This window comes from Microlunatus sagamiharensis (assembly GCF_900105785.1).
In the GTDB taxonomy this organism is placed as follows: Bacteria; Actinomycetota; Actinomycetes; order Propionibacteriales; family Propionibacteriaceae; genus Microlunatus; species Microlunatus sagamiharensis.
The window spans coordinates 1,275,521-1,299,417 of sequence record NZ_LT629799.1; the positions used below are offsets into that span (position 1 = coordinate 1,275,521).

The 23,897-nt window shown below is 73.6% G+C and carries 21 protein-coding genes; 15 read left to right on the forward strand and 6 right to left on the reverse strand.

Translation table 11 applies throughout. The features are described from left to right. Both BLU42_RS05790 and BLU42_RS05795 read left to right on the forward strand, forming a co-directional pair. Positions 1-699: a thymidine kinase gene (locus tag BLU42_RS05790; protein ID WP_091073641.1), complete on the forward strand. Its 699-nt coding sequence runs from the start codon at positions 1-3 to the stop codon at positions 697-699. Further along, entirely contained in the window at positions 696-1,556 is an 861-nt protein-coding gene (locus BLU42_RS05795) for a sulfurtransferase (protein WP_091073642.1), read from the forward strand. The genes BLU42_RS05790 and BLU42_RS05795 overlap by 4 nt, the downstream gene beginning before the upstream one ends. 22 nt (positions 1,557-1,578) lie before the next feature. Here the strand turns inward: BLU42_RS05795 and sepH are convergent, their stop codons facing one another. Continuing rightward, entirely contained in the window at positions 1,579-3,363 is a 1,785-nt protein-coding gene (gene sepH / locus BLU42_RS05800; protein ID WP_172825757.1) for a septation protein SepH, read from the reverse strand. 154 nt (positions 3,364-3,517) lie between these two features. Between sepH and BLU42_RS05805 the strand changes: the two genes are divergently transcribed. The 3 genes from BLU42_RS05805 (at position 3,518) to BLU42_RS05815 (ending at position 8,960) form a co-directional block, all read left to right on the forward strand. Further along, positions 3,518-4,936 (forward strand): sigma 54-interacting transcriptional regulator, encoded by a 1,419-nt coding sequence (locus tag BLU42_RS05805; RefSeq protein WP_091073644.1) that lies wholly within the window; start codon positions 3,518-3,520, stop codon positions 4,934-4,936. A gap of 114 nt (positions 4,937-5,050) precedes the next feature. Then, complete coding sequence (gene recQ / locus BLU42_RS05810; RefSeq protein ID WP_231918463.1) at positions 5,051-6,844, forward strand: DNA helicase RecQ; 1,794 nt, start codon at positions 5,051-5,053, stop codon at positions 6,842-6,844. A 118-nt stretch (positions 6,845-6,962) separates the two neighbouring features. After that, positions 6,963-8,960 (forward strand): vWA domain-containing protein, encoded by a 1,998-nt coding sequence (locus BLU42_RS05815; protein ID WP_091073646.1) that lies wholly within the window; start codon positions 6,963-6,965, stop codon positions 8,958-8,960. 27 nt (positions 8,961-8,987) lie between these two features. On the opposite strand, the gene BLU42_RS05820 is transcribed toward BLU42_RS05815, so the two are convergent. Together BLU42_RS05820 and rfbA are read right to left on the reverse strand one after the other, a co-directional pair. Beyond that, positions 8,988-9,647 carry a hypothetical protein gene (locus tag BLU42_RS05820; protein ID WP_091073647.1) on the reverse strand — a complete coding sequence of 220 codons (660 nt, stop codon included), beginning with the start codon at positions 9,645-9,647 and terminating at the stop codon, positions 8,988-8,990. A gap of 80 nt (positions 9,648-9,727) precedes the next feature. Next, positions 9,728-10,603: a glucose-1-phosphate thymidylyltransferase RfbA gene (gene rfbA, locus BLU42_RS05825; RefSeq protein WP_091079537.1), complete on the reverse strand. Its 876-nt coding sequence runs from the start codon at positions 10,601-10,603 to the stop codon at positions 9,728-9,730. A 142-nt stretch (positions 10,604-10,745) separates the two neighbouring features. Here rfbA and rfbB point away from each other — a divergent pair, with 142 nt between their 5' ends. Beyond that, a complete protein-coding gene (gene rfbB / locus BLU42_RS05830) occupies positions 10,746-11,744 on the forward strand; it encodes a dTDP-glucose 4,6-dehydratase (RefSeq protein ID WP_091073648.1) in 999 nt (332 codons plus the stop codon). Beyond that, positions 11,741-13,153, forward strand: coding sequence for a sugar nucleotide-binding protein (locus BLU42_RS05835; RefSeq protein ID WP_091073649.1), 1,413 nt, complete (start codon positions 11,741-11,743; stop codon positions 13,151-13,153). The genes rfbB and BLU42_RS05835 overlap by 4 nt, the downstream gene beginning before the upstream one ends. Here the strand turns inward: BLU42_RS05835 and BLU42_RS05840 are convergent. Beyond that, the gene (locus tag BLU42_RS05840; RefSeq protein ID WP_091073650.1) at positions 13,138-14,418 is read right to left on the reverse strand and encodes an MFS transporter; all 1,281 of its coding nucleotides are present in this window, start codon (positions 14,416-14,418) and stop codon (positions 13,138-13,140) included. The genes BLU42_RS05835 and BLU42_RS05840 overlap by 16 nt on opposite strands. A 99-nt stretch (positions 14,419-14,517) precedes the next feature. On the opposite strand from BLU42_RS05840, the gene BLU42_RS05845 reads away from it, so the two are divergent. From BLU42_RS05845 to BLU42_RS05880, 8 genes are all read left to right on the forward strand, one after another. After that, positions 14,518-15,645, forward strand: coding sequence for a ferrochelatase (locus BLU42_RS05845; protein ID WP_091073651.1), 1,128 nt, complete (start codon positions 14,518-14,520; stop codon positions 15,643-15,645). Between the two features lie 211 nt (positions 15,646-15,856). Next, a complete protein-coding gene (locus BLU42_RS05850) occupies positions 15,857-16,159 on the forward strand; it encodes a DUF4193 domain-containing protein (RefSeq protein WP_091073652.1) in 303 nt (100 codons plus the stop codon). A 130-nt stretch (positions 16,160-16,289) separates the two neighbouring features. Beyond that, positions 16,290-16,793: a DUF3093 domain-containing protein gene (locus BLU42_RS05855; protein ID WP_157719828.1), complete on the forward strand. Its 504-nt coding sequence runs from the start codon at positions 16,290-16,292 to the stop codon at positions 16,791-16,793. Positions 16,794-16,824: 31 nt separating this feature from the next. Further along, positions 16,825-17,343, forward strand: coding sequence for a dUTP diphosphatase (gene dut, locus BLU42_RS05860; protein WP_091079543.1), 519 nt, complete (start codon positions 16,825-16,827; stop codon positions 17,341-17,343). Further along, positions 17,340-18,182: a DUF3710 domain-containing protein gene (locus BLU42_RS05865; RefSeq protein WP_091073654.1), complete on the forward strand. Its 843-nt coding sequence runs from the start codon at positions 17,340-17,342 to the stop codon at positions 18,180-18,182. The genes dut and BLU42_RS05865 overlap by 4 nt, the downstream gene beginning before the upstream one ends. Positions 18,183-18,280: 98 nt before the next feature. Then, entirely contained in the window at positions 18,281-18,661 is a 381-nt protein-coding gene (locus BLU42_RS05870) for an OB-fold nucleic acid binding domain-containing protein (protein ID WP_091073655.1), read from the forward strand. Beyond that, positions 18,658-19,365: a DUF3159 domain-containing protein gene (locus tag BLU42_RS05875; protein WP_231918464.1), complete on the forward strand. Its 708-nt coding sequence runs from the start codon at positions 18,658-18,660 to the stop codon at positions 19,363-19,365. Before BLU42_RS05870 ends, BLU42_RS05875 begins: the two co-directional genes overlap by 4 nt. Before the next feature lie 136 nt (positions 19,366-19,501). After that, a complete protein-coding gene (locus BLU42_RS05880; protein WP_157719830.1) occupies positions 19,502-22,378 on the forward strand; it encodes a choice-of-anchor D domain-containing protein in 2,877 nt (958 codons plus the stop codon). A 97-nt stretch (positions 22,379-22,475) separates the two neighbouring features. Here BLU42_RS05880 and BLU42_RS05885 read toward each other — a convergent pair whose 3' ends face one another. Beyond that, positions 22,476-23,192 (reverse strand): potassium channel family protein, encoded by a 717-nt coding sequence (locus BLU42_RS05885; RefSeq protein ID WP_091073657.1) that lies wholly within the window; start codon positions 23,190-23,192, stop codon positions 22,476-22,478. Continuing rightward, positions 23,192-23,839 (reverse strand): potassium channel family protein, encoded by a 648-nt coding sequence (locus BLU42_RS05890; protein ID WP_172825853.1) that lies wholly within the window; start codon positions 23,837-23,839, stop codon positions 23,192-23,194. The genes BLU42_RS05885 and BLU42_RS05890 overlap by 1 nt, the downstream gene beginning before the upstream one ends. Positions 23,840-23,897 lie beyond the last annotated feature (58 nt).

Sequence of the window (23,897 nt, forward strand, 5' to 3'; positions counted from 1 at the left end):
ATGGCGTCCTTCCGCTACTTCACCGGTCCGATGGACTGCGGCAAGTCGACCCTGGCCCTGCAGATCGACCACACCCACACCGCGGGAGGCCGCCGGGGCCGGCTGTTCACCAGCCGCGACCGCGCCGGCGAGGCGATCATCTCCTCCCGGCTCGGGCTGCGCCGCCCGGCTGTCGAGGTGCACCCGGCCTTCGGCTTCTGGGGCTACGTCGTCGAGCAGCTCAGCGGCGGCGCGCGCATCGACTACGTCGTCTGCGACGAGACGCAGTTCTACACCGCGGCGCAGGTCGACGACCTCGCCCGGCTGGTCGACGAGCTCGACATCGACGTCTTCGCCGTCGGCATCCTCACCGACTTCCAGACCCACCTCTTCCCGGGCTCGCGCCGGCTCGTCGAGCTGTGCGACTCGATGGAGGTGCTGCAGGTCGAGGCGCTCTGCTGGTGCGGACGCCGGGCCACCCACAACGCGCGCACGGTGGACGGGCTGATGGTGCTCGAGGGCGACCAGGTCGTCATCGGCGACATCGAGCAGCTGGACGCCGAGCACCTCGGCGACGAGGCCGTGCCCGGGACGGGCGCGGTCGAGGTCGCGTACGAGGTGCTCTGCCGGCGCCACCACCGGGCCCGCCTGACCCGGTCGGCGGCCCAGGCGGGACTGGCCGAGACGCTGCCGTTCGGCACGACGGAGGGAGACGCATGAGCACGGACCAGGGCGACGCCCGCAGCCGGGTGCTGGTCGAGCCGGAGGAGCTCGCCGCGCGGCTGGACCGCGGGGAGCGGGTGGTCCTCCTCGACGTCCGCGGCAGCATGACCGGTCCGCCCGGGCGGCCCGAGCACGAGGCGGGCCACCTGCCGGGCGCGGTGTTCGTCGACCTGGAGACCGAGCTGTCCGGGCCGCACGGCCATGGCGGCGGCCGGCACCCGCTGCCCGACCCCGAGGCGTTCCAGGCGGTGATGCGGGCCGCGGGCGTCGACGACGACGTGCCCGTGGTCGCGTACGACGGCGCGACGTCGCTCTACGCCGCGCGGCTGTGGTGGCTGCTGACCGATGCCGGGCACCGCGACGTCCGCGTGCTCGACGGCGGCTACGCCGGCTGGGTCGCGGCGGGGCTGCCGGTCGAGACCGGGCCGGTCGCGCCGCAGGTGCCGGGCGGGTTCGTCGCCCACCCCGGACATCGCGACCGGGTCGACGCCGCGGCGATCCTCGCCGGCGTCGGCTCGCCCGTCGTCGACGTGCGCGCCGCGAACCGCTACCGCGGCGAGACCGAGCCGTTCGACCCCGTCGCCGGCCACATCCCCGGCGCGCTGAACCGGCCCACGGCGGACCTGCTCGACGAGCGGTCGCGGTTCCGTCCGGCGGCCGAGGTCGCCGCGGCCTTCGCCGGGGTCGAGGCACCCGTCCTCTACTGCGGCTCGGGCGTCACGGCCGCCCAGGCGCTGCTGGCGCTCGAGGCGGCCGGGCTCGAGGGCGGCCGGATCTACCCCGGCTCGTGGAGCGACTGGCTGAGCGACCCGGAGCGTCCGGTCGCGACCGGCGAGGAGCCCGCGACGGACTGAGTCCGACGCCGGGCCCGAGCGGTCAGCTCTGCTTGGGTCCGCCGAACATGATCTCGTCCCAGGAGGGGACCGAGGCGCGCTTGCGGCGCCCGGGCTTGCGCGACGCGCCGGGGCTCGGGATGAGGGGCTCGTCGACGTCGGGGACCGGCGGGGCCTCGGCGGCGTCGTGCGTCACCTCGGTGGACGCCTCGGTGGACGCTGCGGCGGGCCCGGCGGCCGTCGGCTCGTCCTCCATGCCCGGCAGGGCGACGTCCTCGGGTTCCGTCGGCCCGTCCTGCTCGCGTACCGCCGGGGCCGCGGGGGCCTCGTGCTCCTCGGGGGCGTCCTGCTCGGCGCCCGGCCCGGTCCCGTCGGCCTCGTCGGTCTCGTCTTCCTCGCCGACCTCGGCTCCGACCGTCACGTCCAGCTCGTGCGTGTCGTGCGTGTCGTGCGCGGGTCCGTCCAGCGGGTCGGGCCCGGGGTCGGCGGGGACCACGACGGCCGTCGGCGCCTCGAACTCATGCTCGTCGACGACGGGCACGGCCGCGGCGTCGGACAGCCCCGCGTACACGTTGACCGAGTCCTCGGCGTAGCCGTCGCCGCCGAGCATGTCGTAGAGGGTGTCGAGCGCGGAGCGCGCGTCCTCCACGGACTCGAGGTCGGCCGCGTCGTCCGGGGCGTCGGCGGGGGAGTCGGGGACGTCGACCTCGACGCTGACGCTGGTGAGGTGCCGGACGACGGCGACCGTGGGCTCGGCGGCCTCGTCACGCGTACGGGCGGTCGTGTCGGGCTCGTCGGCGCGGGCCTCGTCGCCGTCCTCGCCGGTCAGGTCGGACTCCGGGTCCGTCGTCGCGAGGACGACCAGCTCCTCGAGGCTCAGCTCGGCCGGGGGCACGACCTGGAGCGCCGCGGCCAGGTCCTCGTCCGACCCGCCCTCCGTGACGACCTCGAGGCGCTCGGTCACCTCGACGTCGGAGTCGAGGTGGAAGTCGTCGTCGAGGTCGGCGTCCGACGCGTCCGGGCCGTGGGCGGCACCCTCCCGCAGGTCCTCGTGACCCACCTCGTGGCCGGGCTCGCTCGTGGCCCGGATCAGCGCGAGCTCGTCGTCACGGTCGACGGCTGCGGCGACGGGGGAGGGACGCTCGCCGGACAGCCAACGGGCGTCGTCGTCCTCGGCGAGGGAGAAGCGGCCCTGCGGGTCGAAGCGGAACTCGGCGTGGCGCTCCTGGTCGAGCAGCGCGTAGTCGGCGCTGACCTGCCACTGGCCGTCCTCGCGCTTCCACGCGTCCCAGGCGACCTCGTCGGCGTCCACGCCCTGCCCGAGCAGGCGCTCGGCCACGACCGTGCGCAGCGGACGGTTCCCCGAACCCTCACCGCGCCGCCGAACGGAACCGCTCAGCGCCGTGAGCGCCATGTGCTCGCGCTCGGCCAGCACCGGCGCCGCGAACCGCTCGACGCGCTCGGGGTCCATCCCGGAGGCGGCGACGAGGTCCTCCAGCGACTCCCCAGCGCGGATGCGGGTCTGGATGTCGCGGGGGCTGAGCGTGGTGTCCATGGGGGTCTCCCGTCGTCGGGGCGGGCGTCGTGCCTGGGCTGGTGCGGGTGGAGGTCCGTCGGCCGCGGTCGCCGGTGCCTCGTCCGCAGCAGCGGCGGGGTCCGGGGTGGGGATGCCGTCCTCAGCCCCGAGGCGCTCACGGACCTGCTGCAGGACGGAGCGCGTCGTGGGGTCGTCGGGGTCGAGCGGGACGGTCAGCTCCTCGCCGTCCTCGGTCAGCAGCACCACCGACGTGCCGTCGGCCGTCGGTCCCACCAGTCGCGCGGTCCGCATCGGTCGCGGCGGCTCCCCTCTTCGTCGGCCACAACCTACCGTCTGGGCGCGTCCGCCGCGGTCAGGCGCCCGGCGGACAGCCGTCGCCGCCGCCCGGGTGGACCGGCGCGCGCGAGCCCGGGCGCAGTTGCCTGCCGGTCGTAGGTTGCTGGACATGACGTCGTCTTCCGCGGGCACGCACCCGGCGCCCGCCACACTCGGCCAGCTGCGCGCCTCGGGTCACGAGAGCCGCGGCGTCGCCGCCGAGCTCCGCGCCAACCTGCTGTCGCGTCTCCGCTCCGGCGAGGACGCCTTCCCCGGCATCGTCGGGCTCGAGGACACCGTGGTGCCCGAGCTCGAGTCCGCCCTGCTCGCCGGCCACGACCTCGTGCTCCTCGGCGAGCGCGGCCAGGGCAAGACCCGCATCATGCGCACCCTCGTCACGCTGCTCGACGAGTGGAGCCCGGAGGTCGCGGGCTGCGAGATCCACGACGACCCGTACGCGCCCGTGTGCGTCCGCTGCCGCACGCTGCTCGCCGAGCTCGGCGACGACCTGCCCGTCGCCTGGCGCCACCGCGACGACCGCTACACCGAGAAGCTGGCGACCCCCGACACCTCGGTCGGCGACCTCATCGGCGACGTCGACCCGGTCAAGGTGGCGCAGGGCCGCACGCTCGGCGACCCCGAGACCGTCCACTACGGGCTGGTGCCGCGCGCCAACCGCGGGCTCTTCGGGCTCAACGAGCTCCCCGACCTGGCCGAGCGGATCCAGGTGGCGCTGTTCAACGTGCTCGAGGAGCGCGACATCCAGGTGCGCGGCTACTCGCTGCGGCTGCCGCTCGACGTGGTGCTGGTCGCGACGGCCAACCCGGAGGACTACACCAACCGCGGGCGCATCATCACCCCGCTGAAGGACCGCTTCGGCGCCGAGATCCGGACGCACTACCTCTCCGAGGTCTCCGACGAGGTCTCGCTGCTGCGCCAGGAGGCCGAGGTCGTCGCCGAGGTCGGGGACCACCTGCTCGAGGTCCTCGCCCGCTTCGTGCACCTGCTGCGCGAGTCGAGCTCGGTCGACCAGCGCTCCGGCGTCTCGGCCCGCTTCGCCATCGCCGCGGCCGAGGGCGTCGCGGCGTCGGCGCTGCGGCGCGCGGCGCGGACGGGGGAGGCCGGCGACTCCGGGGCCGTGGCCCGCGTCTGCGACCTCGCGCCGGTGCTGCCGACGCTGCTCGGCAAGATCGAGTTCGAGATGGGCGAGGAGGGGCGCGAGCGCGCCGTGCTCGACCACCTGCTGCGCCTGGCCGTCGCCGCGACGTTCCGGGAGCGGCTCTCCGGGCTGGACCTCTCGGGCTTCACCTCGGTGTTCGCCGAGGGCGCGGTCGTCGAGACCGGCGAGCTGGTGCCGGCCGGTGACGTGCTCTCGCAGCTCGGCACGGTCCCCGGGCTGGCGAAGGTCCTCGACCGCCTCGGCTACGGCGACTCCGCCTCGCGCGGCCAGGTCGCCGCCGCGGTCGAGTTCGTCCTCGAGGGCCTCCACCTGACGCGCCGCATCGAGAAGGAGACCGTCGACGGTCGTACGGTGTACGGCGCCGCCTGAGGTCCGCTCGGGCGTCGCCCACCCACCCGGTGACGGGCTCGTAGAAGGGGTCGGACCCTGTCCACGCTGACGCTCGCCCGCGCCGCCGACGGCACCTCCGGTACGCCGCTGGACGTGCTGCGCACCGTCTTCGGCTACGACGCCTTCCGCGGCCAGCAGGCCGAGGTCATCGACACGGTCGTCGCTGGCGGCGACGCTCTCGTGCTGATGCCGACCGGCGGCGGCAAGTCGCTGTGCTACCAGGTCCCGGCCCTGGTCCGGCCGGGGACCGGCGTCGTCGTCTCCCCGCTCATCGCCCTGATGCAGGACCAGGTCGACGCGCTCGCCGCGCTCGGCGTGCGCGCCGCGTTCCTGAACTCCTCCCAGCAGATGGACCAGCGCCGCGAGGTCGAGGCCGCCTACCTCGCCGGCGAGCTCGACCTGCTCTACCTCGCCCCCGAGCGGCTGAACGTCCCCGAGACGGTCCGGCTGCTCCAGCGCGGACGCATCTCGCTCTTCGCCATCGACGAGGCGCACTGCGTGTCGTCGTGGGGCCACGACTTCCGGCCCGACTACCTCGCGCTGGCGATGCTCCACGACCTCTGGCCCGACGTGCCACGCATCGCCCTCACCGCGACGGCGACCGCCGCGACGGCGGCCGAGATCGTCTCCCGGCTGCGGCTCGACGAGGCGGCGCAGTTCGTCGCGAGCTTCGACCGGCCGAACATCGAGTACCGCATCGTGCCCAAGGACAACCCGCGCGCGCAGCTGCTCACGCTGCTGCGCACCGAGCACCCCGGGGACGCGGGCATCGTCTACTGCCTCTCGCGCAGGTCGGTCGAGCAGACCGCGGAGCTCCTCCAGAAGGAGGGGATCCCCGCGCTGCCGTACCACGCCGGTCTCGACGCAGGGCTGCGCCAGCAGAACCAGAGCCGCTTCCTGCGCGAGCCCGGTCTGGTGATGGTGGCGACCATCGCCTTCGGCATGGGCATCGACAAGCCCGACGTCCGCTTCGTCGCCCACCTCGACCTGCCCAAGTCGGTGGAGGGTTACTACCAGGAGACCGGACGTGCCGGGCGCGACGGGGCTCCCGCGACGGCCTGGCTCGCGTACGGGCTGGCCGACGTGGTCTCCCAGCGCAAGTTCATCGACTCCTCCGACGGCGACGCCGCGCACCGGCGACGGCTCTCCGCGCACCTCGACGCGATGCTCGCGCTGTGCGAGACCGTCGAGTGCCGCCGCGTGCAGCTGCTGGCCTACTTCGGGCAGCAGGCCGAGCCGTGCGGCAACTGCGACACCTGCACCAGGCCGCCGCAGACCTGGGACGGCACCGTCCCCGCGCAGAAGCTGCTGTCCGCCGTGTGGCGGCTCGCCGACCGGCGGCAGCGCTACGGCGCCGGCCACGTCGTCGACATCCTGCTCGGTCAGCAGACCGAGCGGGTCGTCCAGCTGGGCCACACCGACCTCACCGTCTTCGGGATCGGGACCGAGCTGGACGCCGGCGAGTGGCGCAGCGTGGTGCGCCAGCTGCTGGCCCAGCAGCTCCTCGGCGTCGCCGACGGCTACGGCACCCTGATGCTCACCCCGGGCTCGACCGCGGTGCTCAAGGGTGAGCGCCCCGTGATGCTGCGCCGCGAGGCGCCCAAGGCCGCGCGGTCGTCGGCGTCGAGGCGGCGGTCGTCCTCGTCCGCTGCGGCCGTCGCCCTCGACGGACCGGCCGAGGCGGTGTTCGAGCGGCTGCGGGCGTGGCGCGCGGCCACCGCCAAGGAGACCGGGGTGCCGCCGTACGTGGTCTTCCACGACTCCGTGCTCCGCCAGATCGCCTCGAGCGCCCCGACCTCGCTCGACGCGCTCGGCGCCGTGTCCGGCGTCGGTGCGAACAAGCTGGGGAAGTGGGGCGACGCGATCCTCGAGGTCGTCGCCGGCTGAGCCCCAGACCTCCGCCGAGCGGTAGGTTGCCGCGTCAACCCGGCCCGATTCGGCGCGGCAAGCTACCGCTCGGCGGCGAGCCCGGGGTTCGCTAGGAGGGCGGGGCTAGGTTCGGGTCGTGAGTGCTGAGAGGTACGAGCCGGGGGATCCGCACGGCAGGTTCCGGTACGGGCCCTGGCGGGGTGGGCCCGACCCGCTGGCCGCGCCGTACGACGTGCGCGCCGCGATCGACAAGATCGGCTCCGACGTGCTGTCGGCCGGCAACGTGCGCGACTCGCTGCGCGAGCTGCTGCGCGAGGGGCTGGACGGCCGCGGCGGCCTCGACCGGCTCGCGGAGAAGATCCGCAAGATGCGTAACGCCGCCCGGCGCCGCGGTGACCTGGGCGGGACGCTCGACCAGGTGCGCTCGGCGCTCGACCAGGCGCTCGCCGCCGAGCGCGAGGCGCTGGCCGGCCAGGACGGCGACGACGCCCGGTTCGCCGAGATGGAGCTCGACACGCTGCCCGACGACGTCGCTGGCGCGGTGCGCGGGCTCGACGGCTACGACTGGACCTCGCCCGAGGCGCGTCAGACGTACGAGCAGATCAAGCAGATGCTGCAGCGCGAGGTGCTCGACGCGCAGTTCGCGGGGATGAAGCAGGCCCTGGAGAACCCGGACCCCGAGGCGATGGCCCGGGTCAAGGACATGCTCGCCGACCTCAACCAGCTGCTCGCCAAGCACGCGCGCAGCGAGGACACGACCGACGCGTTCAGCGAGTTCATGGACAAGCACGGGGAGTTCTTCCCCGAGCAGCCGGAGACGATCGAGGAGCTCATCGACGCGCTCGCCCGGCGCCAGGCCGCGGCGCAGCGGATGATGAACTCGCTCAGCCCCGAGCAGCGCGAACAGCTCGGCCAGCTGATGTCCGACGCGCTCTCCGACGCCGACCTGGCCTCCGAGATGGCCCAGCTGAGCGACAACCTGCGCTCGCTGCGGCCCGGGCTCGACCGCGGCTCGGACGCCGGCATGCGCGGCGGACCCGGTCAGCCGAGCCTCGGCTACTCCGAGGCGGTCGAGGCCGTGGCCGAGCTGGCCGACCTCGAGGCCCTCGAGGCGCAGATCTCGCAGAGCGGGTGGGGCTCGACCCTCGACGACGTCGACGTGGACCTGCTCGAGCAGCGCCTCGGCAACGAGGCCGTCCGCGACTTCCAGGCGCTGCGCGACCTCGAGCGCGAACTGGAGGCGCAGGGCTACCTGTCCCGCGGCGACGACGGCATGCGGCTGACCCCCCGCGCCGTACGCCGCCTCGGCCAGTCCGCGCTCAAGCGCGTCTTCGACCAGCTGTCGGCGAGCGGCAACGGCGACCACGCCGACCACCGCACCGGTGCCGCCGACGAACCGACTGGCCTGACCCGGCCGTGGGTGTTCGGCGACGAGCTGCCCCTCGACGCCAGCCGTACGGTCGCCAACTCGCTCCGTCGCCGCGCGCTCCACCCGGTGGAGGACGGCGGCATGCTGCTCGACGTCGAGGACTTCGAGGTCACCGAGACCGAGCGGCGCACGACCGCGGCCGTCGCGCTCTGCGTCGACCTGTCCTTCTCGATGGTCCAGGACGGGCGCTGGGGCCCGATGAAGCAGACCGCCCTGGCGCTCAACCACCTCATCGAGACGCGCTTCCGCCAGGACGCGCTGCAGGTGATCGGGTTCAACCGGCTGGCGCGGCGGCTCACGCCGGTCCAGCTCGCCGAGGCCGAGCCCGAGTGGATCCAGGGGACCAACCTGCAGCACGCGCTGCTGCTGGCCACGCGCCACCTGCGCCGGCACCCCGACGCCGAGCCCGTCGTGCTCGTCGTCACCGACGGCGAGCCGACCGCGCACCTGACCGGCGACGGCGGTGCGGCGTTCCGCTGGCCGAGCACGCCCGAGACCATCCGCGCGACCGTGGCGCAGGTCGACGAGCTGGCCCGCTACGGCGCGACGCTCAACACCTTCATGCTCGGCGACGACCCCGGCCTGGCCCGCTTCGTCGACGCGATCGCCCGCCGCGCGGGCGGGCGCGTGTTCACCCCCGACATCGGGCGCCTGGGCGAGTTCGTGGTGAGCGACTACCTCCAGGCCCGCCGCGGGCGACGCTGACGCGTCGCCCCGCGGGGGCGTCGAGGCTCAGGCGGCCTGGATCAGGGCCTCGGTGATCTTGACCGCGCCGTCCTTGTGCTGCGTCACGTCCTTGGGCGCGGCGACGAGGACCTGGTAGAAGACCCCGTCCTTGGCGGCGAGGACGTCGATGACGTTGACGCCCGACTTCTTGCCCTTGATGTAGCGGGCCTCGTCGGCGCCCTGCACCGAGATCTTGTCGACCGAGCCGTCGAACTGCTTCTTGAGCTCGCCCTCGACCTGGCTCAGCGGGCCGGGGAGGGGACCCTCCTGGCCGCTGAAGATCGCCGCGTCGCCGTCGCTGGGGTCCGAGGGCGTCCACTGGCAGATGTTCGACGGGCCGAGGTCGGTCGAGGTGCCCTTCTTGAGCTTGACGCCGGTCAGCTTGGACACGTCGCCCGCGCTGAGGGTGTCGCACACCTTCTTGACGTCGGCGGTGCCGCTGCTCGCGCTCGCGCTCGGGCTGGGGCTCTCTGAGGCGCTCTCGGACGGGGCGGCCGACGACGCGGGGGCCGACGACGCGGGGGCCGCGGCGCTGGTGGCCGGCGCGGCCGCCTGCGAGGAGGTGGACGAGCTCTCCGAACCCCCGCAGGCGGTCAGCGTCAGGCCGAGGGCGGCGGCGGCCAGCCCGGCGAGCAGGGCGCGGGAGTGGAGGGGGCGCGAGGTCATGGGGGTCCTGTCTGTCGACTGCCGGTCTGGCGTGCTGCCTGCCGGGCCCCGCGCACGCTACCCGGGAGCGGGGGCAGACCTCAGGCCGTTCGCCCTCTTCTCAGGATCTCCAGCAGGTACGTGCCGTAGCCCGACTTCTGCAGGGCCGTCGCCCGCTCGGCCAGCTCGTCGTCGGTGAGGAAGCCGAGGCGCCAGGCCGCCTCCTCGGGCGAGCCGACCTTCAGCCCCTGCCTCGCCTCGAGGGTGCGGACGAAGTTGCCGGCGTCGTTCAGCGAGTCGAAGGTGCCGGTGTCGAGCCAGGCGGTGCCCCGCGGCAGCACGCCGACCTGGAGCTGGCCGCGCTCGAGGTAGACGCGGTTGACGTCGGTGATCTCGTACTCCCCGCGCGGCGACGGCTCGAGGCCGCGGGCGATCTCGACCACGTCGTTGTGGTAGAAGTAGAGGCCGGGCACCGCGTAGTTGGAGCGCGGCTCGGCCGGCTTCTCCTCCAGCGAGACCGCGCGGCCGTCGGCGTCGAACTCGACCACGCCGTACGCCCGCGGCTCGGCGACCCAGTAGGCGAAGACCGCGCCGCCCTCGACGTCGCTGAACGTGCGCAGCTGGGTGCCCAGGCCGGAGCCGTAGAAGATGTTGTCGCCGAGGACGAGGGCCACCTTCTCGTCGCCGATGAAGTCGGCGCCGATGACGAAGGCCTGCGCGAGGCCGTCGGGGGAGGGCTGGGTGGCGTAGGAGATCGAGATCCCGAACTGCGACCCGTCGCCGAGCAGCCGCTCGAAGCCGTCGCGGTCGTGCGGCGTCGTGATGACCAGCACCTCGGAGATCCCGGCGAAGATCAGCGTCGAGAGCGGGTAGTAGATCATCGGCTTGTCGTAGACCGGCACGAGCTGCTTGCTGATCCCGAGGGTGACCGGGTGCAGCCGGGTGCCGGAGCCCCCGGCGAGGATGATGCCGCGCATGGCGAGCATGCTCCCAGACGAGTGACCTCGGGCACGAACTCCACGCGAACTCCGCACGGACGTCACACCGGCAGCGGCCCGGCGGCGCCCGAAGTCTCGCAGCCGATCACGCCGACGCCCCGCGTTCCCTAGGATGCCTGCCGTGTCTGCACTGCTCGTGACCGGCGGCGCGGGGTTCATCGGTTCGAACTTCGTCCGCCACGTCCTCGACCGCACCGACCACTCGGTGACCGTCCTGGACCTGCTCACCTACGCCGGGAACCGGGCCTCGCTCGACGGTCTCCCGGCCGACCGCTTCCGGCTGGTGGTGGGTGACATCCGGGACGCGGAGACGGTCGACCCGCTCGTGGCCGAGGCCGACGCGGTGGTGCACTTCGCCGCGGAGTCGCACAACGACAACTCGCTGCGCGACCCCTCGCCCTTCTTGACGACCAACATCATCGGGACCTACACGCTGCTCGAGGCGGTGCGCCGCCACGAGACGCGCTACCACCACATCTCCACCGACGAGGTGTACGGCGACCTCGAGCTCGACGACCCGGCGCGCTTCACCGAGCAGACGCCGTACAACCCGTCGAGCCCCTACTCCTCGACCAAGGCCGGCTCCGACCTGCTGGTACGGGCCTGGGCGCGCTCGTTCGGGGTGCAGGCGACGATCAGCAACTGCTCCAACAACTACGGGCCCTACCAGCACGTCGAGAAGTTCATCCCGCGCCAGATCACCAACGTGCTCGACGGCGGGCGGCCCAAGCTCTACGGGGCCGGGCTGAACGTCCGCGACTGGATCCACGCCGACGACCACAGCGCGGCGGTGCTGCGGATCCTCGAGGCGGGCGTGCTCGGGGAGACCTACCTCATCGGCGCCGACGGCGAGCGCGACAACAAGCAGGTCGTCGAGACGATCCTCGAGCTGCTCGGGCAGCCGCGCGACGCGTACGACCACGTGAACGACCGCGCCGGCCACGACCTGCGCTACGCGATCGACTCGAGCAAGCTGCGCCGCGAGCTGGGCTGGACGCCGGCCTACGGCGACTTCGAGGCGGGCCTCGAGGCGACCATCGGCTGGTACCGCGACCACGAGGCGTGGTGGCGGCCGCAGAAGGCCGCGACCGAGGCGCAGTACAAGGCGCAGGGCCAGTGACCCCCGCGCAGACCCCGGGCGGCGGCGCGGACGAGCTGGTCCAGGCCACCGAGATCCCGGGCCTCCTCGTCGTGCGGCTCGGCGTCCACGGGGACTCCCGCGGCTGGTTCAAGGAGAACTGGCAGCGGGCCAAGATGGTGGCCGCCGGGCTGCCGGACTTCGAGCCGGTGCAGAACAACGTGTCCTTCAACACCGACGCCGGCGTCACCCGCGGCATCCACGCCGAGCCCTGGGACAAGTACGTCACCGTGGCCAGCGGGCGGGTGTTCGGCGCCTGGGTCGACCTGCGGCCGGGGGAGAGCTTCGGCCGCGCGGTCACCCTCGAGCTCGGGCCCGACCGCGGCGTCTTCGTGCCGCGCGGGGTCGGCAACGCCTTCCAGACGCTGGAGGACGGGACCGCCTACTCCTACCTGGTCAACGACCACTGGAGCGCGGCCGCACGCGAGTCGTACACGTTCCTGAACCTGGCCGACGAGTCGGTGGCGATCGAGTGGCCGATCCCGCTGGAGCGGGCCGAGCTCTCCGACGCCGACCGCGCGCACCCGCGCCTCGCCGAGGTCCGCCCGATGGCCCCGCGCCCGGTACTGGTGACCGGTGCCGGCGGCCAGCTTGGCCGTGCGCTAAGCCGGGCGCTGCCCGGCGCCGTGGCCGTCGGCCGCGACGAGCTCGACCTGGCCGACCAGGCCTCGGTCGCGGCCTTCGACTTCTCCCCCTACGGGACCGTGGTCAACGCGGCCGCCTACACCGCCGTCGACGCCGCGGAGACGCCGGAGGGCCGGCGCCAGGCCTGGGCGACGAACGTCGCCGGGGTCGCCGCCCTCGTCGACGCCGCCCGCCGGCACCGCGCCACGCTGGTGCACGTCAGCTCCGACTACGTCTTCGACGGCACGCGCGAGCTGCACCCCGAGGACGAGCCCTTCGCCCCGCTCGGGGTGTACGGCCAGACCAAGGCGGCCGGCGACGCGCTCGTCTCGACGCTGCCGCGCCACCTGGTGCTGCGCACGAGCTGGGTCGTGGGCGACGGCAAGAACTTCGTCGCCACCATGGCCTCCCTCGCCGACCGCGGCGTCTCGCCGTCGGTGGTCGACGACCAGCACGGGCGGCTGACCTTCACCGACGAGCTCGTGCGCGCCATCGTGCACCTGCTCGCCGTGGAGGCGCCGTCGGGCACCTACAACGTCACCAACGGCGGGCCCACGCAGACCTGGGCCGACATCGCCCGGGAGGTCTTCGCCCTGCGCGGGCGCGACGCCGCGGACGTCACCGGGGTGAGCACCCAGGAGTACGGGGCCGGCAAGGACCTCGCGCCGCGCCCGGTGCACAGCACGCTCGACCTCAGCCGGCTCGAGGCCACCGGCTTCGAGCCCGAGGACGCCGCCGCGGCGGTGCGCCGCTACCTCGCGGGCTGACCTAGGGCGTCGGGGGCGCCGCGCGACTCCGGCACGACGGGCACGACCGGGAGCACGGGCGTACCGCCGGCCGAGGTCGGGGTGCGGATCAGGAGCACCCCGACGACCAGCAGGAGGCCGAAGGCGGCGACGAGGACGAAGCCGCCCGTCGAGGCCATCTGGTCGACGCTCGCGCCGCCCAGCGCCGCCCCCGTGGCGACGCCGGCCGACATCCCGGTGCCCGACCAGCCCAGCGCCTCGGTCAGCCGTACGGCGGGCACGGACGTCTGCACGACGCTCACGGCTGCGATCAGGGTGGGCGCGATGGCGAAGCCGCTGACGGTCAGCAGCACGCCGAGCAGCCACGGCGGGCCGACGAACGGCATCGGGAGCAGCGACACGGCGAGCACGACCGCCCCGATGCGGTAGCGCGCCAGCGGCGCCCGCCGCCAGGCCACGAGCCCGGCGACCACGCCGGCCAGGAGCGAGCCGGCGGCCCAGCACATCAGCAGCACGCCCGACCAGCCCAGGACGTCGCGCTCGCGGGCGAACGCCACGACGACGACCTCCATGCTGCCGAAGACGCCGCCGCAGGCCCAGGAGGCGAGGACCACCATGGCGAGCAGCCGGAACGGCAGCCGGCTGGTGCGGTCGGCGCGGTGCAGCCGCGGCCTCCGCGGGGGCTCGGTGGAGCGCTGCACCGCGAGGAGCAGCGAGCCCAGCACCCCCAGGACCGCGCACACCACGAGCCCGGCGGCCGGGTCGACCGTCGTGGCCAGGAACGTCACCAGCACGGGGCCGACGACGAAGGTGAGCTCGTCGATGACCGCCTCGAGGGCGAAGGCGGTGTCGAGCAGCGGCGAGTCGCGCAGCCGGTGCGACCAGCGCGCCCGCACCGAGCTGCCGGTCGGGGTGAAGCACAGACCGGCCAGCAGCGCCCCGCCGACCGTGGCGGGGAGGGGCCAGCCGCCCTCCACCGAGGCGACGACCACGAGGACCCCGACCGCGTAGCCGAGCGCCGTGCCCACCAGGACCCGGGCCTGGCCGGCCCGGTCCATCACGCGGCCCCACAGCGGCGCGGCGACCGCCCCGGCGAGCGTCACCGCGGCCGCCACGACGCCCGCCCGGGCGAAGGAGCCGCTGGTCAGCGAGACGAGCAGCACGATGCCGATGCCGGTCATCGACTGCGGCAGCCGGGCGACGAACCCGGCCAGGCTGAAGCCGCGCGCGGGGGCGTCGCCGAGGACCGTCGCGTACGCCCCGAACCGCCGTGCCGCCCGCGCCATCCGCCCCGTCCCCGCCCTTCGTCCCCCCGCCGGCTCGTCACCCTAGGCGGGGCCACCGACAGCCACGGTCCGCGACCACCCCCGTGGCAGGATCGGCGCGTGCCCGACCGCGACGGTTCCGCCGACACCTTGCCCTATGACGCCCTGCTGCTCGTCTCCTTCGGCGGGCCCGAGAAGCCCGACGACGTGATGCCGTTCCTCGAGAACGTGACCCGGGGCCGCGGCATCCCGCGCGAGCGCCTCGCCGACGTCGCCCACCACTACGACGGCTTCGGCGGCCGCAGCCCGATCAACGACCAGTGCCGCGAGCTGCTCGCCGCCCTGCGCGTCGAGCTCGACGGGCGCGGCCTCGACGTCCCGCTCTACTGGGGCAACCGCAACTGGGACCCGTTCCTCGGCCCGGAGGTCGAGCGCATCGTCGCCGACGGGCACCGGCGCGTGGTCGCCGTGCTGACCAGCGCGTACCCGTCGTACTCCTCCTGCCGGCAGTACCGCGAGAACCTCTTCGACGCCTTCGACCCGCAGGCGGCCAGCGGGGTCACGGTCGACAAGATCCGCCACTACTCCGACCACCCGGGCTTCGTGGCCGCGTCGGTCGACGCGACCCAGGCGGCGCTCGACGAGCTCGGCGAGCCGGGGGAGCGGGCCCGGCTGGTCTTCGTCACCCACTCCATCCCGACCGCCATGGCCGCGGCCGCCGGTCCCCAGCCCAAGAGCCCCGAGGGCGGCTACGTCGACTGGCACCTCGCCGTCGCCGAGGCGGTCACCCGCGAGGTCGGCCGGCTCCGCGGTCGGACGTACGACTTCGACCTCGTCTACTGCTCGCGCTCCGGGCCGCCGAGCCAGCCCTGGCTCGAGCCCGACGTGAACGACCACCTGAGGGCGCTCGACGCCGCGGGCGTCCCCGGCGTCGTGCTCGTGCCCATCGGCTTCGTGTCGGACCACATGGAGGTCATCTACGACCTCGACACCGAGGCGGTCGAGACCGCGCGCGAGCTCGGGCTGCCGCTGGCCCGTGCGGCCACGGCCGGCACGCACCCGGCGTTCGTCTCGGCCCTCGTCGACCTCGTGCTGGAGCGGGCGGCCGCCGCACGCGGCGAAGAGCCCGCGCGCCCGGTCGTGGAGGGCACGCCGGTCGGCTGGTACGACTGCGAGCCGGACTGCTGCACCAACCTGCGCGACCCCGGCCGCCGTGCCCTCTGCCAGCGGGTCCCGCAGCCCGCCTGAGGCCTGGAGGAACCGGTCCGGGCCCACCCGCGGGCCTCGGGAATTTTCTGCCCGCTCATCCGTTGGACGGTCCGCGACAGCAAACGTGCGGGCGTCCTCGGGCGAGCACCACCCCCGACCACGCCCCATGTGGTACACATGCGCTGCCCAACCGCAGAACGCACTGCACGACCTGGGCACGCGAGCCTGTGAAAGGTGACGACGGAACACGATGGCGACCGACTACGACGCCCCCCGCAAGACCGAGGAAGAGCTCAACGAGGACAGCATCGAGGAGCTGAAGACCCGCCGGAACGACAAGAACTCCGGCAAGGTCGACGAGGACGAGACCGAGGCCGCCGAGGCCTTCGAGCTCCCCGGCGCCGACCTCTCGCACGAGGAGCTGACGGTGCGGGTCCTCCCGCGCCAGTCCGACGAGTTCACCTGCGCCGGCTGCTTCCTCGTGCGCCACCGCAGCCAGATCGCCGAGGAGCGCAAGAACGGCGACGCCTACTGCTTCGACTGCGCGGGTTGACCCCTCCCCGCGCGTGAGCTCCCGCCCCCGGGACGGGAGCGACCACGCGCTCGCGCGCAGTGATCCTTCTGACGCCGTCCTCCTCACGGAGGGCGGCGTTCGTCGTCCCGGGCGCCGGTACGGTGGCCGGGTGCGGTTTCGGGAGCGGGTCAGCGTGCCGCCGGGGTGGTTGGCGCTCGCCGTCCTGTTCGCGCTGACGCTGGCGGTGGCGTTCGGCTACTACCTCGGGATCGCCTGGGCGGTCGGCGTGGGGCTCTTCTCCTTCGTCGCGGTGGCCCTCGGCTTCCGCAGCGCGTCCTTCACGACCGAGGTCGACGACGACGAGATCCGGGTCGGCCGTGCGGTCGTCGGCCGGGAGTGGGTCGCCGCGGTCCGGCCGCTCGACACCGCGGGGACCCGGCTGCGGTCCGGCGTCGAGGCCGACGCCCGCGCCCACCTCGTGCTGCGGCCCTGGGTGTCGACCTGCGTGGAGCTGACGCTCGCCGACCCGGCCGACCCCGTGCCCTACTGGCTGGTCTCGACCCGGCGCCCCGGGGCGCTGGCGACCGCACTCGGCTGGGTCCCGGCGGAGCCGGACGCCGAGCCCGCCCAGCCTGCCCCGTCGGCCGGTGCCGAGGCGCCGCCCCGTGCCTGAGGTCCCGGAGCCCGACGAGCCCGTCGAGCAGGTGGATGTCGGCCTGCGGCTCCTCGAGGACCTGCCCGTGCCCGCGTACGCGCACCCGGGCGACGCGGGGGCCGACCTGCACAGCGCCGAGGACGTGGTGCTCGCGCCCGGCACCCGGCGGCTGGTGCGGACGGGGGTCGCCCTGGCCCTGCCCGAGGGCTACGCGGGCTTCGTCCACCCTCGCTCGGGCCTGGCGCACCGCCACGGCCTCACGGTCGTCAACGCCCCCGGCACGATCGACGCCGGCTACCGCGGCGAGGTCTGCGTCAACCTGCTCAACACCGACGCCGCGCTGCCCGTCCGCATCGCCCGCGGCGACCGCATCGCCCAGCTGGTGGTGCAGCGCGTGGCCCGCGCCCGCTTCGTCCTGGCCGACGACCTGCCCGCCTCGGTCCGCGGGACCGGGGGGCACGGGTCCACCGGGGGCATAGGGTCTGACGACGACGAGACGACCGGCACCGCGACGGGCGACAGCCACGACGCCCGTGCGGCCGGCGTACGACGAGGAGGACACGCGTGATCTTCGGGCGCAAGAAGAAGGCCCGCGCCGACGAGGACGAGGTCGTGGCGGAGGACTCGACGGCCCAGGCGGCCGACGGGTCCGCCGCGGACGAGGCCGATGTCTCCGACGAGACGGCTGCGGACCCGGCGACCGACGAGGACGGCGGCGACGACACGTCGGCCGACCCGGACGAGGACGCGACCCCGGGGCTCGACACCGAGGCGCTCGACGCCACCGAGTGGCGCACCGACGGCCCCTTCGAGGTCGGCGAGCTCGACGGCACCGACCCCGACGACGACGCCCCGCGCATCGACCTGGGCAGCCTCGTCATCGCACCGGTCCCCGGCTCGGAGCTGCGGCTGCAGGTCAACGAGGCGCAGGACATCGTGTCGGCGATGCTCGTGCTGCCCGTCCACGCGCCCGGCACCGACGGCGACACGCCCGAGGTGGTGGCCAGCTCCGCGCTCGAGCTCAGCGCGTACGCGGCGCCGCGCAGCGGTGGGCTGTGGGCCGAGCTGCGCGACGAGATCTCCGAGGCCGCCGTCGAGGTGGGCGGGTCGGCCGAGCTGGCCGCCGGGCCCTTCGGGGTCGAGCTGCGGCGCCTGCTGCCCGTGACCACTCCGACCGGCGAGCAGGGCTACCAGCCGTCGCGGATGTGGGTGGCCGAGGGGCAGCGCTGGCTGCTGCGCGGCATCGTCTACGGCCAGGCCGCCATCACCGACGACGACGAGGACCCGGCGGTCGCCGCCGTGCTCGCCGCCTTCCGCGACGTGGTCGTGCGGCGGGGCGACGAGGCCATGGCGCCGGGCGACCTGCTGCCCATGACCATCCCGGCCGACCTCCAGCCGGCCGACTGACCTCACGGTCCGGGCCCGGCGGTTGGCCCGCGGTGCGATGCTTGACGTCTCGCCGGGGCCGCCGGACCACCCTCACCGATCGACGCGGAGGACGCACGATGGGCAAGGAGAACATGCTGCAGCGGGCGCTGCGACGTCTGGCGACGTCCAACGCCGAGCTCGAGTCCGAGGACCTGCAGCGCAACGTCCGGCAGGAGGGCGCCGTCCCGATCAGCGCCTGCGAGGACCGTCAGCAGGTCAACCTGACCGGCACGGTCTCCTCGATCACGCTGAGCCCGCGCGCCGGGCACCCGGCGCTCGACGTCGAGCTGGAGGACGGCTCGGGCGTGGTCACGCTGGTGTGGCTGGGCCGGCGCCAGATCCCGGGCATCGACGCGGGCCGCACGCTGAAGGTGTGGGGGCGCATCAGCTGCCACGAGGGCCGCCGCCTGATGTACAACCCGCGGTACGAGCTGCTGCCGACGCCCGCCGCTTCGTGACGGCGGCCGACACCCCGGGCGCCGTCGGACCCGAGGCGCCTGCCGGCGCCCAGCCGCCGCGGCCGCAGTTCCGCTACGTCGAGGAGCTAGTCCGCTACGAGCTGGGACGCACGCTCGGCGGCCCCCGCGGCATGGTCGAGGCGGCGCTGCCCTTCGTGGGCTTCACCGTCGCCTGGGTGGCGTCGCGCCAGCTCTACCCCTCGATCGGGGTGGCGGTGGGCGTGGCGCTCGTGCTCGCCGTCGTCCGGCTGGTGCAGCGCTCGTCGCTGAAGTTCGTCGCGCAGGCCGTCGTGCCGACGGCTATCGCCGCGATCATCGCCACCCGCACCGGCCGGGCCGAGGACGTCTTCCTGCCCGGCATCCTCTACAACGGCGGTCTCGCGGTGGTCTCGCTCCTGACCGTCGCCGTCCGCCGCCCGCTGATCGGCTTCGTGATCGGCGCCGCGCTCGAGGACCCGACCGGCTGGATCCGCGACCGCGCGCTGGTCAGGATGGCCTCGCGCCTCACGCTCGTCCTCGCGGTGCCCTACGTGCTCCGCTTCGTGGTGCAGCTGCCGCTCTTCCTCGCCGGCGAGGTCGTCTGGCTCGGCGTGGCCAAGGTCGTCCTCGGCTGGCCCCTGCTGCTCGCCGCGCTGTTCGTCATCGGGCTGCTGCTGTCGCGCGGCCGGACGCCCATCGAGGAGCACGCTGCACCAGCGGACTGAGCCTCCCCGCCGGGCCACGTGGTGAACATCACGTCATGATCGAGCGACTGCGCCGCGATTCTGAGCACTCCTCAGGCACGCTGTAGGCCGCTGACAGCCGCCGGGGCTGCCAGTCGTGCCCGTGAAGGCTGGATCCTTGAACCTCGTCCCCCGTCGAACACGAGCCGTCGCAGCGTTCGTCCTCGCCGGGCTCGTCTCGGCCGGCCTGCTCGGCGCCGCACCGGCCTCGGCCGACGTCACGACCGTCTCCACCGACAACCTCCGCACAGGCTGGGACCAGGACGAGCCCAAGCTGGCCCCGTCCGACGTGTCCGCCCCCGACTTCGGCCAGCTCTTCGAGACCAAGCTCGACGGCCAGATCTACGCCCAGCCCGTCCTCGTGAAGGGCACGCTGCTCGCCGTCACCGAGAAGAACAAGGCGTACGGCCTCGACCCGGTCACCGGCAAGGTCCGGTGGAGCCGGGACGTGGGCAAGGAGTGGGCGGCCTCGAACATCGGGTGCGGCGACCTCGTGCCCACCATCGGCATCACGGCGACCCCCGCGGTCGACCAGGCGACCGGCACCGCCTACTTCACGGCCAAGGTCGACGACGGCAAGAACGCCGACAACCCGCACTGGTACATGCACGCCGTCGACATCACGACCGGGGCCGAGCGTCCCGGCTTCCCGACGACGATCAAGGGCGCGGCCGACAACGACGACGACCACGACTTCAACCCCAAGACCGCGATGCAGCGGCCGGGGCTGCTGCTCCTCGACGGCGTCGTCTACGCCGGCTTCGCCAGCCACTGCGACCACCAGCCGTACGTCGGCTACGTCGTCGGCGTGGACGCGACGACGGGCAAGCAGACCTCGATGTTCGCGACCGAGACGGGCAACAGCAAGGCCGGGGCCGGCATCTGGCAGTCCGGCGGCGGTCTGATGTCGGACGGCAAGGGCCAGATCATCTTCGCCACCGGCAACGGGGTCTCGCCGTCGCCGCACCCCGGCAAGAAGCCCCCGAGCCAGCTGGCCGAGTCCGTCGTCCGGGTGAGCGTGCAGGCCGACCGCACGCTCAAGGCGACCGACTTCTTCTCCCCGGTCAACAACAGCAACCTCGACACCGACGACACCGACCTCGGTTCCGGCGCCCCGATGGCCATCCCCGACGGCTACGGCACCGCCGACCACCCGCACCTGATGGTCATGGTCGGCAAGGACGGGCGGGTCTTCCTGCTCGACCGCGACGACTTCGGCGGCAGCGGTCAGAAGTCCGGCCGCAAGGACGACGTCCTGCAGACCGGCGGGCCGTACAAGGGCGTCTGGGGCCACCCCGCCTTCTGGGGCGGCGACGGCGGCTACGTCTACATGGTCACCAACCGCGGCCCGATGTCGGCCTTCAAGGTCGGTCGTTCCGGCTCCGGCCTCCCCGCGCTGAGCCGCACCGGCACGACGAGCGGGAACTTCGGCTACACCTCCGGGTCGCCGACCGTGACCTCGAACGGTAAGGCCTCCGGCTCGGCCCTCGTCTGGACCGTGTACGCCAGCGGCCCGAACGGCGCCGGCGGCCAGCTCCGTGCGTACGACGCCCTGCCCAGCAAGGGCCGGCTGAACCTGCGCTACTCCGCCCCGATCGGCACCGCCACCAAGTTCGCGAAGGTGGCGACCGACAACGGCCGCGTCTACGTCGCGAACCGGTCGGGCTCGGTGTACGGCTTCGGCCGGCCGTCGACGATCGCCCTGGGCGGCACGCCGACCGACTTCGGCCAGGTCGCGGTCAAGGCCACCGCGACCAAGCAGGTCACGGTGACCGCCAAGCGGGAGGTCCGGCTGACCAAGGTCCGCTCGGGCGCGCCCTTCAAGATCGGCAAGGTCAAGCTGCCGGTGACGCTCAAGGCCGGCGCGTCGGTGTCGGTGCCGGTGTCCTACACCCCGACCGCCCCCGGCTCGGACTCGGGCGCCATCTCCTTCGTCACCACGACGGGGACGTTCGCCTTCGACCTGCACGGCCAGGGCACCAAGGACGGGCTGGTCTCCGACCCCTCCACCCTCGACTTCGGGGAGGTGCCGACGGGCGGCAACGTGACGCTGGACGCCAGCATCACCAACAGCGGGTCGACGAGCACGACGATCCAGTCGGTCACCGCGCCAACGGCGCCCTTCTCCACCGACGCCGCTCCCGCGGCGGGCACCCAGCTCGAGGCGGGCAACTCGCTGTCGGTCCCGATCACCTTCGAGCCGACGGCCGCGGGCACCTTCAAGACCTCGCTCGTCGTGAAGTCCTCGACGGGCACGGTCACCGTCCCGGTCACGGGCTCCTCGATCAAGGGGGTCGCGCAGCTGCAGATCGACCCGGGCACCGTGCAGTTCGGGACGATCGAGGTGGGCAAGAAGGTGACCAAGACCTTCGACATCCGCAACACCGGCAACCTGCTGCTGACCCTCACCAAGGCGGCCCCGCCGACGGCGCCCTTCGAGGTGCCCGACCCGGTGTCGGAGGGTCAGCAGATCGAGCCCGGTGACGTGATCCACCAGTCGGTGACCTTCCAGCCGACGGCGCTGGGGAGCTTCGACGGGACCTACTCGATCACCGGCAACGACGGCCAGGGCGCGCACCTCGTCACGGTGCACGGCACCGCGGTGGCCAAGCTGCCGACGACGACCATCGTGGGTGTCGGCGGCAAGTGCGCCGACGTGCGCGGGGGCAAGGACGCCAAGGGCACGGCCGTGCAGCTGTACGGCTGCAACGGCTCCAAGGCCCAGACGTGGACCCGCGCGGGCAGCACCTTCGCCAGCCTCGGCAAGTGCCTCGACGTGAAGGGCGGCAGCGCCAAGAACAAGGCCAAGGTGCAGCTGTGGTCCTGCAACGGCACGGCCGCCCAGGAGTGGACCCCGGGCACGGACGGCTCGCTCGTGAACACGGCGTCAGGCAAGTGTCTGGACGTCCCGGGCGGCGCGGCCAAGAACAAGCTCCAGCTGCAGATCTACACCTGCAACGCCTCCGCGGCCCAGCGCTGGACCCTGACCGGCTGACGACGGTCCGGGGACCGGCGCAGGCGGGTCCCCGGGCTCCGGCTCCACAGTCGAGAGGTCTCCTCGCCGAGCGCGAGGAGACCTTTCGTGCCCGGGGCTACAGACCCGGCGTGACCATCCGCGGCGTGGCCATGGAGGCGTCCTTGACCTCGCCCTCGCGCGGCGAGAGCACGTTCGCCAGCTCCTGCTCGTCGACCTGCGCGGTCACGAACAGCAGCTCGTCGCCCGCCTCCAGCGAACCGTCCGGGTCGGGCGCCTGCGTACGACCGTCGCGGATGATCGCCACGAGGACGGCGTCGCCGGGCCAGTCCTGGTCGCCCACCCGGGCGCCGGCCACCGGGCTCGAGGTCGGCAGGGTCATCTCGACCAGGCTCGACTCGCCCTCGTGGAAGGTCATCAGGCGGACGAGGTCGCCGACGGTGACGGCCTCCTCGACCAGCGCCGACATCAGCCGCGGGGTCGAGACGGAGATGTCGACGCCCCACACCTCGTTGAACAGCCACTCGTTCTTGGGGTGGTTCACCCGGCCCACGGTGCGCGGGACGCCGAACTCGGTCTTGCACAGCAGCGAGATGACCAGGTTGGCCTTGTCATCACCGGTCGCGGCGATGGCCACGTCGCAGGTGTCGATCCCGGCCTCCTCGAGCGAGGAGAGCTCGCACGCGTCGGCCAGCAGCCACTCGGCCTGGGGGAGGGTGTCGGACTTGATCGCCCGCGGGTCGCGGTCGATGAGCAGGATCTCGTGACCCTTGCCGACGAGCTCGGCGGCGATGGAGCGGCCGACGTTCCCGGCCCCCGCGATGACGACGCGCATCAGTCTCCTTCGGGTGCGGCGGCGAGGACGTCCTCGACCCGGGCCAGCTCGGCGTCCTCGACGGCGGCGTACACGAGGTCGCCGTCCTGGAAGATCGTCGCGTCCTTGGGCACCAGCGCGGAGCCCATCCGGAAGAGGAACGGCACGCGGGCGCCCGTCGCGTCCTCGATGTCGCCCACAGTCCGGCCGACCCACGACCGGTCGACGTGCACCTCGATGATGCGGACGTTGCCCGACGGGTCGCGCCACACCGGCTCCGAGCCGGCGGGCAGCAGTCGGCGCAGCACCTGGTCGGAGGTCCAGCGGACGGTGGCGACGGTGGGGATGCCGAGGCGCTCGTAGACCTCGGCGCGACCCGGGTCGTAGATGCGGGCCACCACGTTGTCGACGGAGAACGTCTCGCGCACGACGCGGGCGGCGAGGATGTTGGAGTTGTCGCCGCTGGAGACGGCGGCGAACCCGTCGGCCTCCTCGATGCCCGCCTCGAGGAGCACCTCCCGGTCGAAGCCGACGCCCTTGACGGTCCGCCCGCCGAAGTCGGGCCCGAGGCGGCGGAAGGCGTCCACGTTCACGTCGACCACCGCGACCGTGTGCCCGCGCTTCTCGAGGGAGCGCGCGAGGGTGGAGCCGACCCGGCCGCAACCCATGATCACGATGTGCACCCGAGCGAGTGTAGGGCGTCCCACATGCGTGGTGACGTGGCTA

Coding starts and splice junctions, on each gene's coding strand:
- BLU42_RS05795 (WP_091073642.1), top strand. CDS start 696: ATGAGCACGGACCAGGGCGACGCCCGCAGCCGGGTGCTGGTCGAGCCG.
- BLU42_RS05820 (WP_091073647.1), bottom strand. CDS start 9,647: ATGACCTCGCGCCCCCTCCACTCCCGCGCCCTGCTCGCCGGGCTGGCC.
- BLU42_RS05805 (WP_091073644.1), top strand. CDS start 3,518: ATGACGTCGTCTTCCGCGGGCACGCACCCGGCGCCCGCCACACTCGGC.
- BLU42_RS05890 (WP_172825853.1), bottom strand. CDS start 23,839: ATGGGTTGCGGCCGGGTCGGCTCCACCCTCGCGCGCTCCCTCGAGAAG.
- BLU42_RS05850 (WP_091073652.1), top strand. CDS start 15,857: ATGGCGACCGACTACGACGCCCCCCGCAAGACCGAGGAAGAGCTCAAC.
- BLU42_RS05840 (WP_091073650.1), bottom strand. CDS start 14,418: ATGGCGCGGGCGGCACGGCGGTTCGGGGCGTACGCGACGGTCCTCGGC.
- BLU42_RS05870 (WP_091073655.1), top strand. CDS start 18,281: ATGGGCAAGGAGAACATGCTGCAGCGGGCGCTGCGACGTCTGGCGACG.
- rfbA (WP_091079537.1), bottom strand. CDS start 10,603: ATGCGCGGCATCATCCTCGCCGGGGGCTCCGGCACCCGGCTGCACCCG.
- BLU42_RS05885 (WP_091073657.1), bottom strand. CDS start 23,192: ATGCGCGTCGTCATCGCGGGGGCCGGGAACGTCGGCCGCTCCATCGCC.
- sepH (WP_172825757.1), bottom strand. CDS start 3,363: ATGCGGACCGCGCGACTGGTGGGACCGACGGCCGACGGCACGTCGGTG.
- BLU42_RS05790 (WP_091073641.1), top strand. CDS start 1: ATGGCGTCCTTCCGCTACTTCACCGGTCCGATGGACTGCGGCAAGTCG.